This is a genomic window from Nonomuraea sp. NPDC048881, assembly GCF_040649795.1.
GTDB lineage: Bacteria > Actinomycetota > Actinomycetes > Streptosporangiales > Streptosporangiaceae > Nonomuraea.
In genome coordinates this window covers 1-14,610 of record NZ_JBEZGC010000016.1, presented here as the reverse complement: position 1 = coordinate 14,610, position 14,610 = coordinate 1, and the positions used below count along the sequence as shown (strand labels likewise).

Genomic DNA, 14,610 nt, shown 5'->3' with positions numbered 1-14,610 from the left:
AGTGCGATACACTTTTTTCGTGAAAGAGACTCCATCGCTCCGCGAACGCAAGAAGGCCGAGACCCGCAGGCGCATCTCCGACCACGGCTCGATGTTGTTCTACGAACGCGGCTTCGACGAGGTGACCATCGGCGAGATCGCCGAGGCGGCGGACGTCTCCAAGGTGACGGTGTTCAACTACTTCCCCCGCAAGGAGGACATCTTCTTCGACCGCGTCCCCGAGCTGGTCGACCTGGTCACCGGCACCGTCCGGGGCCGCCGGGCGGGCGAGCCGGTGCTGTCCGCGCTGCGGGACATGCTGGTCCGGCACGCGCGCGAGGGCCACCCGCTCGGCGGGGTCGACGACCGGTTCGTGCACTTCTTCCGGGTGGTGGCCGGCTCCGCGGCGCTGCGGGCGCGCGCCAGGGAGATCGCCGACGAGCTGGAGGCCGTGCTCGCGGCCCTGATCGACGAGTCCGGCGAGGGGCTGCCCGGCCGGTTGACCGCGGCGCTGCTCGTCGGCGCCTTCCGCTCGGCCTTCCTGGCCACCGCGGCCCGCCAACTGGCCGGGGAACGGGCCGCCGACGTGCTTCCCGACCACGTCGCGGCGCTCGACCTGGCGTTCGACGTGCTGGCGCGGGGGCTGGCGCCCACCCGGTCAGGATCGGAGAAGCATCCACCCCGCGACCGGCATTAACGTGAGGCCGTACCCTCGTGGCCGGCCGGATTCGGCCCGGCGACGCCTACGGGGGCCCGCGCGAGAGATGGAGAGACGATGAGCACGCACACGCCGCCCGAGCGGCAGATCGCCGACAGCCACGATCTGATCCGCGTCCACGGCGCGCGCGAGAACAACCTCAAGGACATCAGCGTCGAGCTCCCCAAGCGCCGGCTGACGGTGTTCACCGGCGTGTCCGGCTCGGGCAAGAGCTCGCTGGTGTTCGCCACCATCGCCGCCGAGTCGCAGCGGCTGATCAACGAGACCTACAGCACGTTCGTCCAGGGGTTCATGCCGACGCTGGCGCGGCCCGAGGTCGACGTCCTGGAGGGGCTGACCACCGCGATCATCGTCGACCAGCAGCGGATGGGCGCCGACCCCCGCTCCACCGTCGGCACCGCCACCGACGCCAACGCCATGCTGCGCATCCTGTTCAGCCGGCTCGGCCGGCCGCACATCGGCTCGCCCAACGCCTACTCCTTCAACGTGCCCTCGGTCCGCGCCAGCGGCGCGATCACCGTCGAGCGCGGCTCCAGCAAGACGGTCCGGCAGAGCTTCACCCGCCTGGGCGGCATGTGCCCCAACTGCGAGGGCCGCGGCACGGTCTCCGACATCGACCTCACCCAGCTCTACGACGACTCCAAGTCGCTGGCCGGCGGCGCGTTCACCATCCCCGGCTGGAAGTCCGACAGCTTCTGGACCGTGCGCGTCTACGCCGAGTCGGGGCTGCTCGACCCCCACAAGCCGATCCGCGACTTCACCGAGCAGGAGATGCGGGACTTCCTCCATCGGGAGCCGACCAAGGTCAAGGTCGAGGGCGTCAACCTCACCTACGAGGGCCTGATCCCGAAGATCCAGAAAACCTTCCTGTCGAAGGACAAGGAGGGCATGCAGCCGCACATCCGCGCCTTCGTCGAGCGGGCGGTCACCTTCACCACCTGCCCCGAGTGCGACGGCACCCGGCTCAGCCCGGAGGCCCGGTCCTCGAAGATCGACGGCGTCAGCATCGCCGACGCGTGCCGGATGCAGATCACCGACCTGGCCGAGTGGATCCGCGGCCTCGACCAGCCGTCCGTGGCGCCGCTGCTGACCACACTGGGCCGTACGCTCGACTCCTTCGTCGAGATCGGGCTGGGCTACCTGTCGCTCGACCGGCCGGCCGGCACGCTGTCGGGCGGCGAGGCGCAGCGCGTCAAGATGATCCGCCACCTCGGCTCCTCGCTCACCGACACCACCTACGTCTTCGACGAGCCCACCATCGGCCTGCACCCCCACGACATCCAGCGGATGAACGGCCTGCTGGTCAGGCTGCGCGACAAGGGCAACACCGTGCTCGTCGTCGAGCACAAGCCGGAGGCCATCGCCATCGCCGACCACGTCGTGGATCTCGGCCCCGGCGCCGGCACGGAGGGCGGCACGGTCTGCTTCGAGGGCACCGTCGAGGGGCTGCGGGCCAGCGGCACCGTCACCGGCCGCCACCTCGACGACCGGGCCCGGCTGAAGGACGACGTGCGCAAGCCCACCGGCGCCCTGGAGATCCGCGGGGCGAACAAGCACAATCTCCGTGACGTGGACGTCGACATCCCGCTCGGGGTGCTGGTCGTCGTCACCGGCGTGGCCGGCTCCGGCAAGAGCTCGCTCGTGCACGGGTCCATACCGGCCGGCGCGGGCGTGGTGTCGATCGACCAGAGCCCGATCCGCGGCTCGCGGCGGAGCAACCCGGCGACCTACACCGGCCTGCTCGACCCCATCCGCAAGGCGTTCGCCAAGGCCAACGGCGTCAAGCCGGCCCTGTTCAGCGCCAACTCCGAGGGCGCCTGCCCCAATTGCAACGGCGCCGGCGTCCTCTACACCGACCTGGGCGTGATGGCCGGCGTCGCCACCGTCTGCGACGAGTGCGAGGGCAGGCGCTTCCAGGCCGAGGTGCTGGAGTACCGCCTGGGCGGCCGGAACATCAGCGAGGTGCTGGCGATGCCGGTGACCGAGGCCGAGGAGTTCTTCGGCGCGGGCGAGGCGCGCACCCCGGCCGCGCACGCCATCCTCGGCCGGCTCGCCGACGTCGGGCTCGGCTACCTCAGCCTCGGCCAGCCGCTCACCACGCTGTCCGGCGGCGAGCGGCAGCGGCTCAAGCTGGCCACCCAGATGGCCGAGAAGAGCGGCGACGTCTACGTGCTCGACGAGCCCACCACCGGCCTGCACCTCGCCGACGTCGAGCAGCTGCTCGGCCTGCTCGACCGGCTGGTCGACGGCGGCAAGTCGGTGATCGTCATCGAGCACCACCAGGCGGTCATGGCGCACGCCGACTGGATCGTCGACCTCGGCCCCGGAGCCGGTCACGACGGCGGCCGGGTCGTCTTCGAGGGCACCCCCGCCGACCTCGTCGCCGCCCGCTCCACCCTGACCGGCCAGCACCTGGCGGCCTACGTCGGCGGCACGTCCGCATGAGGCTGCTCGTCGTCGGCGGCAGCGGCTTCCTGGGCGCCGAACTCGTCCGGCAGGGCGTGGCGGCCGGGCACGAGGTGACCGCGACCTGCCACACCCGCCCGGGGGAGGCGGCCGGCGTCACCTGGTCGCCGCTCGACGTGCGCCGGCGCGCCGACGTCGAGGAGCTGGTCGCCGCGGTCCGGCCGGCGGCGGTCGTCAACGCCGCCTTCCGGCAGCACGACTGGGCGACCACGGCCACCGGGGCCGCGAACGTCGCCCTGGCCGCCGCCGCGGCGGGCGGCCGCCTGGTGCACGTCTCCAGCGACACGGTCTTCTCCGGCGCGGCGGTCCGCTACGACGAGACGTGCCTCCCCGACCCGATCACCCCGTACGGCGCGGCCAAGGCGGCCGCCGAGACCGTCGTGGCCGCGGTCGCGCCGGACGCGGTGATCGCCAGGACGTCGCTGATCCTCGGCGACGGCGGCTCGTCGCACGAGGCGCTGGTGCACGCCCTGGCCACCGGCACGAGGCAGGGCGTGCTGTTCACCGACGACGTGCGCTGCCCGGTGCACGTCGCCGACCTCGCCGCGGCGCTGCTGGAGCTGGCCGCCGCAGGGCCGCCCGGCGTCCGCCACGTCGCCGGGGCCGACGCGGTGAGCCGGTACGAGCTGGGCGTGCTCGTCGCCCGCCGCGACGGCCTCGACCCGGCCCGGCTCCCGGCGGGCCGGCGCGCGGACTCGGGCGTGCCCGGCCCGCTCGACGTGCGCCTCGACTGCGCCGCCACCCAGCGGCTGCTGCGCACCAGGCTGCGCGGCGCGCGCCGGTTCCTCGACCCGGCCCGCCCCTGACCTTGCCCGGCTCAGAGCCGCTGGTTGATGCGGATCAGGTTGCCCGCCGGGTCCCGCACGGCGCAGTCGCGCACCCCGTACGGCTGCTCGGCCGGCTCCTGGACGATCTCCGCGCCGTTCGCCGCCAGCCGGTCGAAGACGGCGTCGAGGTCGTCGGTCGACAGGTTGATGCCGGCGAAGGTGCCCTTGGCCATCATCTCGACGATGGTGCGGCGCTCGTCCTCGGTGATGCCGCAGCCGTCGGCGACCGGTGGCTGGAGCACGATCGACGTGCCGGGCTGGCCCGCGGGGCCGACCGTGATCCAGCGTTTCCCGTCGTAGCCGACGTCGCCGCGCACCTCGAAGCCGAGGGCGTCGCGGTAGAAGGCGAGGGAGGCGTCCGGGTCGTCGTGGGGGAGGTAGCTGGAGTGGATGGTGATGTCCATGCCGGTCACGCTAGTTCCGCCGGTCCGGACGACGCTTCTCGATTCCTGACCGCCGTCCGTCCGCGCTTCCGGTGGCCTCAGCTGTGGCCGGGGACGGGGGTGCCGGCGCCCCGCTCCAGCGGCAGCACCGGGATGCGCAGGGTGGTCGTGCCGGTGGTCAGGCGGAAGGTGACGTCGATCGGCGTGGCCCCGAGCGGGCGGTCGATGTCGAGGATCTCCAGGTGCGGACGGCTCTGCCCCTCCTGCAGCGAGACGGTCGAGCGGGCCGGGACGGTCACGTTGACCTCCTCCTGCGCCGCCCCCGGCCCCGCCCGGTAGACGACCTTCCTGGCGTGCACGGTGCTGACGCCGTCGAGCTTCTGGGGCTGGTCGCTCTCGTTGACCAGCGTCAGGTAGAGGCCGAGGTCGTCGCCCGCCTTCTGCTGTTCCACGGACGGGGCCAGGATGTGGACGTGCAACAGCCGCATCGCCCCCACCTGCCCGTCGACCAGCCCCTCACGGGCCGTGCCCTGCGGAAGGGGCGACTCCCGCTGCCCCGGGTTGCAGGCCGGCAGCAGCGCCAGCACGCACAGGGCCGACAGGAAGGGCAGCAGCAGCGCTCGCGGGCCCCGTGGTGAAGTCCTCATGTTCGCGCCTTCGTGTGGTGTGAGGCCGGTGACGAGGCCACAGCGCGGGCCCGCTCGCACGAGCGCCGCCTGCGGGGGGTTGACCGCAACCACGATGTACCCCCTTGACCGGGTCCCATGCCGGACCCGCCTATCCGCCGGAGTCGCGGTAGAAGCTCAGACCGGCGTGCTCGGGATCGGTGCCGTGCTCGGCCCGCCACCGGGCCACCCGGTCGGCCGCGCCCGGCTGCCTGGCGACGCCCGCCGCCCCCGGGATGCGCGGCCTACCTTCTGCCAGGTACGGCGAAACGGCGCAGGTCAGCGCCCTGATCGCCGGGCGCGCACAGCCCGGCGGCCGCGTCCGGGACACGAGGGGCGGCGGCGACGATAGACCGCGCCGCGGCCGGGCAGAGAAGGGGGTTTCTCAGGTTCAGGAGCCCCCATGTCTGGTGATCAGTTCACTTCCGCCGCCCCGCCGGGCGAACCCGGCGCGGCGTCCGCGGCCGCCCGCGACGGCCACGCCTCCGGCCCCCGCCCGGAGACGACGGGGCTGCCCTTCGGCAGGCCCGGACGCCCGTTCGGCAGCACGCCCTTCGTCTTCGGGTTCACCGCCGCGCTCGGCGTGCTGACCGCCTGGCTGCTGGTCCAGGCGCTCACCGCCAGCGCCTCGATGCTCCTGCTGATCATCGTGTCGTTGTTCCTGGCCGTCGGCCTGGATCCCGCCGTGCGATGGCTGGAGGAGCACGGCCTGCCGCGCTGGGCGGCGATCACCGCGGTGTTCACGGCGGTGATCGTGCTGTTCGCCGGGTTCGCCATGGCGATCATCCCGGCGCTGTCGGAGCAGGCGGGACAGTTCGCCGAGCAGCTGCCCACCTACATCCAGCAGTTGCAGAACAACCCGCAGATCCGCGACCTGGACCAGCGCTACCAGCTCCTGGAACGGCTGCAGACGTACCTGACCAGCGGCGACCTCGGCCGGCAGGTGTTCGGCGGGCTGCTCGGCATCGCCTCGATCGTGGTCAGCGCCGTGTTCTCCACGCTGACCGTGCTCATCCTCACCCTGTACTTCCTGGGCGCGCTGCGCTCCATCACGCGCACCGGCTACCGGCTGATCCCGAGGAGCCGCAGGGACCGGGCCCGGCTGCTCGGCGACGAGATTCTCAACCGGGTCGGCGGCTACGTGGCCGGCAACCTGATCATCTCGCTGATCGCGGGCGTGACCACGTTCGTCTTCCTGTCGATCGCGGGCGTGCCGTACGCGCTGGCCCTGGCGATCATCGTGGCCGTCACCGACCTCATCCCGCTCATCGGCGCGTTCATCGGCGCGGGCATCGCCACGCTGGTCGCGCTGTTCGCCTCGCTCCCGGTGGCCATCGCCACCCTGATCTTCTTCGTCGTCTACCAGCAGATCGAGAACTACCTGATCGCGCCCAAGGTGATGAAGTCGTCCGTGGACGTGCCGGCCGCCGCCACGATCGTGGCCGCCCTCATCGGCGGCGCCCTGCTCGGCGTGGTGGGCGCCCTGCTGGCCATCCCGGTCGCCGCCGCCATCCAGGTGATCGTCAACCACGTGGTGCTGCCCCGTCAGGAACGTCACTGAGCGCGCCGGGTGTGAGCGCCTGACCTCGGGGTACCTGGGGCGGACCCGACGCCCGGCATCCCTCGTCCCGCCGGGCGTCCCGACCCCAGGGAGGCCGTCCATGGACGCGATCGTGCTGCTCAAAGAGGACCACAAGACCGTGGAGAAGCTGTTCAAGGAGTTCGAGAAGGCGGGCCAGGACGCCCACAAGACCAAGCAGAAGATCGTCGCGCAGGTCATCGAGGAGCTGACCGCGCACACCTACATCGAGGAGAAGATCTTCTACCCGGCCGCCCGCTCGGGCACCCCCGACACCACCGACCACATCCTGGAGAGCGTCGAGGAGCACCACGTCGTCGTCTGGATGTTGTCGGAGCTGAAGGACCTCGACCCGGCCGACGAGCGCTACGACGCCAAGATGACGGTGCTCATGGAGAACGTCCGCCACCACGTCGAGGAGGAGGAGAAGGAGTGGTTCCCGCAGGTGCGCGAGTCCATGGGGCGCAACCGGCTGCAGGAGCTGGGCGAGGAGATGGCCAAGGCCAAGGCCGAGGCCCCGCGTGACCCCCTGAAGATCCCCAGCGCCTCCTCCTAGCCACGGCGCGGGATGGAACGGCCTGGAACGCCCCAACGGGTGCAGGCCCACCCATCCCGACCCAGGGGGAGATCATGACGTACCTGAGAAGAAAGCTGCCGGCGGTGCTGTGCGCGGCGGTCCTGGCCGGTTCCGGGGCCGCCGTCCTGGCGGGCGCCGCCACGCCCGCCACCGCCGCCACGGGCACGCTGTTCGACGGCTTCGGCCGTGACCTCGCCGAGAACGTCGCGCTCGCCGGCGCCGAGTCCGACGCCCGCCGCAACGCGCTGAGCCGCGGGTTCACGGACTGCGAGGTGTTCGAGTCGGTGGTCTCCCAGGACGCCCGCACCCACGTGTTCTTCGCCCTGGTCACCGTGAGTTGCGAGGACGCCGCGCGGTAGGGCGGAGCGGCAGGGCGGCGTGCCGGACAGCAGGGACATGTCCGGCGCGTTTTACCGTCGTCCGACGTGGGGTTGATCTGGCACTAAGGTGTGCCGCATGAATATAACTACGGAGAGTAGCATCATGCGTACTCTCAGACACGATGTGCCGGCATCGCTGGTGGTGTTCCTCGTCGCGGTGCCACTCTCACTCGGCGTCGCCCTGGCCGCGGGCGCGCCGCTGGCCGCCGGGCTCGTCGCCGCCGCGGTCGGCGGCATCGTCGCCGGGCGGCTGGGCGGCTCGGTGGTGCAGGTCAGCGGCCCGACCGCGAGCCTGACGGTGGTGATCGCCGGTCTCGTGCAGACCTACGGCTGGCGCGCCACCTGCCTGATCACGATCATGGCCGGCGGCCTGCAGGTGCTGCTCGGCGCGTTCAAGGCGGCGCGGGCCGCGCTCGCGGTCTCGCCCGCGGTCGTCCACGGCATGCTGGCCGGCGTCGGCATCATCATCGCGCTCGCCCAGCTGCACGTCGTCCTCGGCGGCAGCCCCGAGCAGTCGCCGTGGGCCAACCTGGCCGAGCTGCCCAGCCAGATCATGGACCTGCACGGCCACAAGGTCATGGTCGGCATCCTCACCATCACGGTCCTGCTGGCCTGGAGCCGGATGCCCAAGCACGTCCGGATGATCCCCGCGCCGCTGGCCGCGCTGCTCGCCGCCGCCGTCACCGCCGCCGTGTTCGGCTGGAACGTCACCCGCATCGACCTGTCCGGCGCGATCACCGCGTGGGCGCCGCCGGTGCTGCCGGCCGGCGACTGGCAGCACATCGCCATGGGCGTGCTGCTGGTGGCGCTGGTGGCCGGGGCGGAGTCGCTGCTGTGCTGCGTGGCCACCGACAGCATGCACACCGGCCCCCGCTCCGACCTCGACCGCGAACTGACCGGCCAGGGCGTGGCCAACATGGTGAGCGGCGTGCTCGGCGGGCTCCCGGTCGCCGGCGTGATCGTGCGCAGCACCACCAACATCCAGGCGGGCGCCCGCACCCGCTGGTCGGCGATCCTGCACGGCGTCTGGGTGCTGCTGTTCGCCCTCTGCCTGGGCTGGACGATCAAGCTGATCCCGATGGAGGCGCTGGCCGCGCTGCTGGTCTTCATCGGCATCAAGACCATCAGCCTCGGTCACCTCAGGAAGGTCCACGGCCACAACGAGGTGCCCGTCTACGTCATGACCATGTCCGGCGTGATCCTGGTCGGGCTGGCCGAGGGCGTCCTGGCCGGGCTGGCGCTGGCCGCGCTGCTGGCGCTGCGGCGGCTGACCCGGGTGACCGTGGACAAGCGGCAGGAACCCGGCGGGGTCATGCACGCGACGGTCTCCGGCTCGCTCACCTTCCTGGGCGTGCCCCGGCTGACCCAGGAGCTGCGCGCCATCCCGCCAGGCGTCGCCGTCGACCTCGACCTGAACATCGACTTCATGGACAACGCCGCCTTCGACGCGATCCACTCCTGGCGGCTGGACCACGAGCGCCTGGGCGGCACCGTCACGATCGACGAGCTGCACGACGAGTGGTACACGATGGCGGCCAGCGGCGGACGCATGTTCCCGGCCAAGAGCCCGCCCAAGGCGCCCGGCCGCTGGTGGCTGCCGTGGACCCACCGCGGCCGTCCGCTGTCGGCCACGGCGGCGATCGAGTGCCGCCTGGCCCAGGGCGCGGACGAGTTCCACAAGCGCACGGCCCCGCTGCTGCGGCCCATCTTCACCCAGCTCGCCACCCAGCAGCGTCCCTCGCACCTGTTCATCACCTGCGCCGACTCGCGGGTCGTGCCCAGCCTGATCACCTCCAGCGGGCCCGGCGACCTGTTCACGGTCCGCAACATCGGCAACCTGGTGCCGTGCGCCGGCTCCGAGCCGCACGACGACTCGGTGGCCGCCGCCATCGAGTACGCCACCGGCGTGCTGAGCGTGCACACCATCACCGTCTGCGGCCACTCCGGCTGCGGCGCGATGGCGGCGCTGCTGAAGGGCCCGGCGACCACCGAGGGCCTGCCGCAGCTGAGCCGCTGGCTCCGGCACGGCCATCCCAGCCTCGACCGGCTCGGCGAAGGCGGCCACGATGCCTCCGCCGAGGACGCCGCCCTCGACGCGCTGTGCCGGCTCAACATCCAGCAGCAGCTGGAGAACCTGCGGACCTACCGCAAGGTCGACGAGCAGGTCAGGGCCGGGCAGCTGACGCTGGTGGGGCTGTACTTCGAAATCGGCTCGGCGCGGGTGCACCATGTGCCGCCGCGCGCGTCCGCCGCCCCTGAGCCGGACGGCCCGCTGCCGACCGAGCCCACTCCCACGTAGGCGCGTCCCCGCCGCGCCAGCCCGTCCGGCGCGGCGGGGTCACACCACGTGGTTGCGCAGGCCCAGCTCCTCCGGGTAGGGGGAGAAGTACGTCTGGTCCTGGACGTAGGTGGCCGCCTCGCCGCGGGCGTGGTGGCGCAGCAACGTCAGCGGCACGCTCAGCGCCACCCGGTGCGCCGCGTACGAGCCGATGACCTCGACCAGGTCGGCGCGGCGCACCGGGTCGAGCTCGTCGCCGAGCATGCCGAGGCAGTGCTGCAGCACGTTGACGTTGCGCCCGATCGACGCCTTGACCGCCATCGCCCGCCGGAACGCCGTGCCGTACTCCTCGGCCAGCTCCTCGCGCGGCCGGACGCCCGCGGCGGCGACCAGGCGGCCGGTCTCGCGGTAGCCCTCGGTGGAGTGGGCCAGCAGCTGCATCTTGTGCCGGGCCTGGAAGGCGACCAGGTCGCGCGGCCGCCAGTCGCCCTCCAGCAGCTCGCGCAGCCGCGCGTGGGCGAAGATGCGCTCGACGAACGCCTCCCGCAGGACGGCGTCGTTGAGCCGCCCCTCGTCCTCGACGGGCAGCAGCGGGTGGCCCTCGATCACCGCGTCGGCGAACAGGCCCCGGTTGTCGCGGGTCACCGCGTGGTCACCGGCGTACAGCGGGATGCCGTGGATGCCGCAGCTCGGGCTCTTGGCCTTGAACACGTAACCGTCGGCCGCCAGGGCCGGGGAACGTTCGGCGGCCAGCTCGTCCATGGCCGCGGTGAGGTCGCGGCGGCTCTGCCGGGTCATCAGGCGGGGGCCGGTGGGCGAACGCTCCAGGCGCAGCGTCTCGCGGGGCGCGCCGAGGCCGATCTCCATCTCGGGGCAGATCGGCACCCAGTCCACGAACGGCGCCAGCTCCTGCGTCAGGAAACGGGCCCGGCTGTGCCCGCCGTTGTGCCGTACCGGCTCGCCGAGCAGACAGCTCGACACCGCCACCCGCGGCCTGCCCCAATCCTGCGCCTGCGCCATGTCCTGACAGATGCCCAGCTCGCGCCTCCGCACGCCACGAAGATTTGTCGCAACCAGGGCGTAGCGTTCAGGCATGACGAATGCGCACATTCCGCTTGATGGCGAGCAGTGGCAGCCTGGGGACCTCGTCGTCGACGCCGACGGCGGCCTGTTCACGCGCGCGAGTGCGCAGGACGAGGCCGACGGCCTGCCCTGGGGGCGTCCCCGGCACGCGGCGCGGCACGCCGACGGGAGCGCCCACGTGCCGGCGGGCGAGGCGGGGGAGCAGGTGCCCGCCCGTCCGCTGACGTTGCTGCTGCGCGACGGGCGGCCGGCGCTGCCCGCCGTACCGGCCGACGCGGCGACGGTGCTCGGCACGCAGGCCCGGCAGACCGCGGCGCTGGCCGGCGTCGGCGGCCTGTTCCTGGCCGCCACCGCCTTCGACCCGGACGGCGCCGGCGACCCGAGGGCGGCCCGGCTGCGCGCGGACCTGCTGGACCACGTGGTGGTGGTCGACGACGCGGAGGAGCTGGCCGCGATGTTCGGCGGCGCGGCCGACGGGCTGCTGGTCGAGCTGGCCGAATGGCACCGGCGCAGCGTGGGCGAGACCGCCTGACCGGGGCGGCCGCTCGCCCGCCCGGCCCGCTGTCGGGTCAGGGGCCGGTGGGGCGGATGCGGGCCATGCGGAGGCGGACCTGGGAGGAGGCGCCGGTCTGGGTGATGACGAACTCGTCGCAGAGGCGGCGCATCACCCACAGGCCGTAACCGCCCGGCCCGATCTGGGGACGGGCGTCGGGGCAGGCGTCGGGCCCCAGACGGCCCGCGTGGTCGCCGACGTCGACGGTGAGGAAGTCGTCGTCGGCCCAGATGTGCACCCAGCCGGCCCCGCCCGCGTGATCGAGGACGTTGGTGACGGCCTCGTTGGCGGCGAGCGCGAGGTCGTCACCGCGCTGGGAGGCGAGCCCGGCCTGGAGCGCGTGACGGCGGACGAGCTCCCGCAGCCCCGCGAGGTCTCGGCTGATCGGCCAGCTTGCGGCAGCGCCGGGGGAAGGCTCGGACATCGATCCCTCCTACCCGAAATCACACACCGTGTGCCCATGATGACATCGACCCGGTCGTGCGCGCAGGCCAAGCGGAGACAGAAAAGGGCTGGTCCATCTTGCCCGAGTCGCGGCCTGCGCGCCATGCCCGGCCAGGGAACCTTCCGGAGGCGGGCCGTCTGACCGCAATGACATACCGAGGGGCCGAAAATAGCATCGTTCCAAATGGGGGATTTATCCGGAAGTCCTGGCCGGGGACTCGATCTTGCTCCATCGTTGGCGATGCAACGCGGCTCCGCTGCTGCGGAGGCGTACCGAAAGCCAAGGGAGTTCCATGCTCAACCGATATCGGGCCCTGCCGGTCGCGGTGGCGATGCTCACCGCGCTGGCGGGTGCGGCCGCGCCCGCCGGCGCGGCGGCGCCCGCGCAGGCGTCCGCCGTCGCACCCCTCACCGCACCCCTCGCCGTGACGTTCGCCGCCACGGAGGACGTGTTCATCAGCCAGGCCGAGCCGGCCAAGAGCTTCGCGACCGCGACCTGGATGAGCGTCTGCGGAGCCGCGTGCGGCAGCGCCGCCGCGGGCCAGCGGGTCGGCCTGACCCGCTTCAAGGTCACCGGGATCCCGGCGGACGCCGAGGACGTCAAGGTCACCCTGGACGTCGTCCCGGCCAGGACGACGGACACCACCGTGTCGGTCCGTCCCGTGACGGGTTCCTGGACCGAGGCGGCCACGACCTGGAACACCCGCCCCGAGTTCGGGGCCGCGCCCGTCGCCTCGCACACCGGTTTCACCGCCGGGACGACGGTCAAGCTGGACGTGTCCGCCGCCGTCGAGGGCGACGGCACGTACGCCTTCGCCCTCACCGGCGGCGACGCCACCGCGACCGTGCTGATGTCCTCGCGCGAGACCGGGAACCGCGGCCCGAAGCTCACGGTCACCTACACCGAGGGCGGCGGCCAGACCGACGGGCCGCTGCCGTTCGTGCTGCCGGGGAAGGCGGCCCTGCGCGGGTCGGCCAAGAAGGTGTTCGCGCACTACTTCACGCCGTACCCGGTGTCGCTGGACAACCAGGCCCCGGCCGGCGACTACTACGCCAGGAACTACCTCAAGCCGGACGGCGAGAGCGGCAAGCACGCCGCCTACGGCGGCCTGCTGCGCGACCGGCCGGTCGGACGTGACCCCATCAGCGGCGACTACGCGCTGGCCGACTTCAAGACCGAGGTCAAGCAGGCCATCGCGGCCGGCCTGGACGGTTTCACCGTCGACATCCTGTCGATCACCAGCGCCCACTGGACGCGGGTGCAGAACCTGATCAAGGCCGCCGAGGCCGTGGACCCCGGGTTCAAGATCGTGCTGATGCCGGACACGAACGGCCTGGCCTCGGTGGACAGCGCCGCGTTCGCCGCCGCGATGGCGAAGCTGGCCGCCTCGACGTCGGTCTACCGGCTGGCCGACGACCGATTGGTGGTGGCGCCGTTCAAGGCCGAGGGGCGCACCGCCGCCTGGTGGGCGGCCTGGATGAAGACGATGGAGACCGAGCACGGCGTCAAGGTCGCGCTGGTGCCCTGCTTCCTCGACTTCAACAAGTACCGGGACGCCTTCGCCTCGATCAGCTACGGCTTCTCCAACTGGGGCAACCGCAACCCCGCCGCCAACGCCGCCCTGGGCGGCAACATCGACCGCGCGCACGGCATGGGCAAGATCTGGATGCAGCCGGTGTCGATCCAGGACGAACGCCCCAACCAGGGCGTCTTCGACGAGGCCGGCAACACCGAGAACCTGCGGGCGACGTGGAAGGGCGCCATCGACGGCAAGGCCGACTGGGTCCAGCTCACCACCTGGAACGACTACTCCGAGAACACCCAGTTCGCGCCGTCCAGGAACGCCGGCTGGACGTACCTGGACATCAACGCCTACTACCTGACCTGCCACAAGCTCGGCTGCCCGAAGATCACGAACGACGCGGCGTACCTGACCCACCGGGTCCAGCCGGTCGCGGCCCAGCCGTCCTTCGCGCAGACCAAGCTCATGAAGCTGCGCGGCGGCAGCACGGCCGCGCGTGACACCGTCGAGGTGCTCACCATGCTGACGGCGGCGGCCAAGGTGTCGGTGACCGTCGGCGGCACGACGCAGAGCTACGACGCGCCCGCCGGCGTGTCGGCCAGGACGTTCCCGCTGAAGGCGGGGGCCGCGTCGGCGACCGTCACCAGGGGGTCGGCGACGGCGGCCAAGGTGGTCTCGCCGTACCCGATCACCGCGACGCCGTACGTGCAGGACCTGCACTACCGCGCGGCCTCCAGCGAACGCTGACCGCGCGGGCCCGGGCCCGCGCCACCCGCGCGGACCCGGGCCCCTTCCGTCAGGTGATCAGGTGCCGCAGGCGGCGGCGACGGGCGCTTGGAGTTGACGAGCGCGCCCTGCTGTGAAAAGCTGAAGGCGGCACCGAGGTTGACACTTATAGTAAGTGTGGACATTCGTTTCTCAGTTGGGTTATGCTGCTGCCTCGCGCCGCCCTTCGACGCCCCGGATTTCGGTCCGGGCGTTTGGCGTGCGCGCAGTTCGATTCCGTCCGTGCCCTCCGGAAGGACAACTGTTGGCAGCCTCGCTCAACGCCTCCGCCGTGCCCGCTGGTCCCCGTCGCGTCTCTTTCGCGCGCATCCAGGAGCCCCTCGAAGTTCCTGATCTTCTCGCTCTGCAGACCGAGTCGTTCGACTGGTT

At 72.1% G+C, this 14,610-nt stretch carries 14 protein-coding genes; 9 read left to right on the top strand and 5 right to left on the bottom strand.

The genetic code is table 11. From position 1 onward, the window contains the following. The first annotated feature begins 19 nt into the window (after nucleotides 1-19). The 3 genes from AB0C33_RS39000 to AB0C33_RS38990 all read left to right on the top strand — a co-directional run bounded on the left by AB0C33_RS39000 (nucleotide 20) and on the right by AB0C33_RS38990 (nucleotide 3,969). A complete protein-coding gene (locus AB0C33_RS39000) occupies nucleotides 20-676 on the top strand; it encodes a TetR family transcriptional regulator (protein ID WP_358297351.1) in 657 nt (218 codons plus the stop codon). Nucleotides 677-754: 78 nt separating this feature from the next. Next, nucleotides 755-3,142: an excinuclease ABC subunit UvrA gene (locus AB0C33_RS38995; protein WP_358297348.1), complete on the top strand. Its 2,388-nt coding sequence runs from the start codon at nucleotides 755-757 to the stop codon at nucleotides 3,140-3,142. Continuing rightward, nucleotides 3,139-3,969, top strand: a complete 831-nt coding sequence (locus tag AB0C33_RS38990; protein ID WP_358297345.1) for a sugar nucleotide-binding protein — start codon at nucleotides 3,139-3,141, stop codon at nucleotides 3,967-3,969. Before AB0C33_RS38995 ends, AB0C33_RS38990 begins: the two co-directional genes overlap by 4 nt. Nucleotides 3,970-3,980: 11 nt before the next feature. Here the strand turns inward: AB0C33_RS38990 and AB0C33_RS38985 are convergent, their stop codons facing one another. The 3 genes from AB0C33_RS38985 to AB0C33_RS38975 all read right to left on the bottom strand — a co-directional run bounded on the left by AB0C33_RS38985 (nucleotide 3,981) and on the right by AB0C33_RS38975 (nucleotide 5,369). Further along, a complete protein-coding gene (locus AB0C33_RS38985; RefSeq protein ID WP_358297342.1) occupies nucleotides 3,981-4,394 on the bottom strand; it encodes a VOC family protein in 414 nt (137 codons plus the stop codon). Between the two features lie 77 nt (nucleotides 4,395-4,471). Further along, the gene (locus AB0C33_RS38980) at nucleotides 4,472-5,020 is read right to left on the bottom strand and encodes a copper chaperone PCu(A)C (protein ID WP_358297339.1); all 549 of its coding nucleotides are present in this window, start codon (nucleotides 5,018-5,020) and stop codon (nucleotides 4,472-4,474) included. Between the two features lie 130 nt (nucleotides 5,021-5,150). Continuing rightward, complete coding sequence (locus tag AB0C33_RS38975) at nucleotides 5,151-5,369, bottom strand: hypothetical protein (protein ID WP_358297336.1); 219 nt, start codon at nucleotides 5,367-5,369, stop codon at nucleotides 5,151-5,153. A 72-nt stretch (nucleotides 5,370-5,441) separates the two neighbouring features. Here AB0C33_RS38975 and AB0C33_RS38970 point away from each other — a divergent pair, with 72 nt between their 5' ends. The 4 genes from AB0C33_RS38970 (at nucleotide 5,442) to AB0C33_RS38955 (ending at nucleotide 9,873) form a co-directional block, all read left to right on the top strand. Continuing rightward, on the top strand, nucleotides 5,442-6,599 hold the full coding sequence (locus AB0C33_RS38970; protein WP_358297333.1) for an AI-2E family transporter: 1,158 nt from the start codon (nucleotides 5,442-5,444) through the stop codon (nucleotides 6,597-6,599). A 100-nt stretch (nucleotides 6,600-6,699) separates the two neighbouring features. Then, nucleotides 6,700-7,173 carry a hemerythrin domain-containing protein gene (locus tag AB0C33_RS38965; protein WP_358297330.1) on the top strand — a complete coding sequence of 158 codons (474 nt, stop codon included), beginning with the start codon at nucleotides 6,700-6,702 and terminating at the stop codon, nucleotides 7,171-7,173. Between the two features lie 74 nt (nucleotides 7,174-7,247). Beyond that, nucleotides 7,248-7,553, top strand: coding sequence for a hypothetical protein (locus AB0C33_RS38960; RefSeq protein ID WP_358297327.1), 306 nt, complete (start codon nucleotides 7,248-7,250; stop codon nucleotides 7,551-7,553). A gap of 124 nt (nucleotides 7,554-7,677) precedes the next feature. Beyond that, nucleotides 7,678-9,873 carry a SulP family inorganic anion transporter gene (locus tag AB0C33_RS38955; protein ID WP_358297324.1) on the top strand — a complete coding sequence of 732 codons (2,196 nt, stop codon included), beginning with the start codon at nucleotides 7,678-7,680 and terminating at the stop codon, nucleotides 9,871-9,873. 39 nt (nucleotides 9,874-9,912) lie between these two features. Here the strand turns inward: AB0C33_RS38955 and AB0C33_RS38950 are convergent, their stop codons facing one another. Next, the gene (locus AB0C33_RS38950) at nucleotides 9,913-10,872 is read right to left on the bottom strand and encodes a DUF523 and DUF1722 domain-containing protein (RefSeq protein WP_358297763.1); all 960 of its coding nucleotides are present in this window, start codon (nucleotides 10,870-10,872) and stop codon (nucleotides 9,913-9,915) included. A 73-nt stretch (nucleotides 10,873-10,945) separates the two neighbouring features. On the opposite strand from AB0C33_RS38950, the gene AB0C33_RS38945 reads away from it, so the two are divergent. After that, entirely contained in the window at nucleotides 10,946-11,467 is a 522-nt protein-coding gene (locus tag AB0C33_RS38945; protein ID WP_358297318.1) for a hypothetical protein, read from the top strand. 37 nt (nucleotides 11,468-11,504) lie between these two features. Here AB0C33_RS38945 and AB0C33_RS38940 read toward each other — a convergent pair whose 3' ends face one another. Continuing rightward, complete coding sequence (locus tag AB0C33_RS38940) at nucleotides 11,505-11,912, bottom strand: ATP-binding protein (RefSeq protein ID WP_358297316.1); 408 nt, start codon at nucleotides 11,910-11,912, stop codon at nucleotides 11,505-11,507. Nucleotides 11,913-12,225: 313 nt separating this feature from the next. Between AB0C33_RS38940 and AB0C33_RS38935 the strand changes: the two genes are divergently transcribed. After that, nucleotides 12,226-14,202, top strand: a complete 1,977-nt coding sequence (locus tag AB0C33_RS38935; RefSeq protein ID WP_358297313.1) for an endo-1,3-alpha-glucanase family glycosylhydrolase — start codon at nucleotides 12,226-12,228, stop codon at nucleotides 14,200-14,202. Nucleotides 14,203-14,610 lie beyond the last annotated feature (408 nt).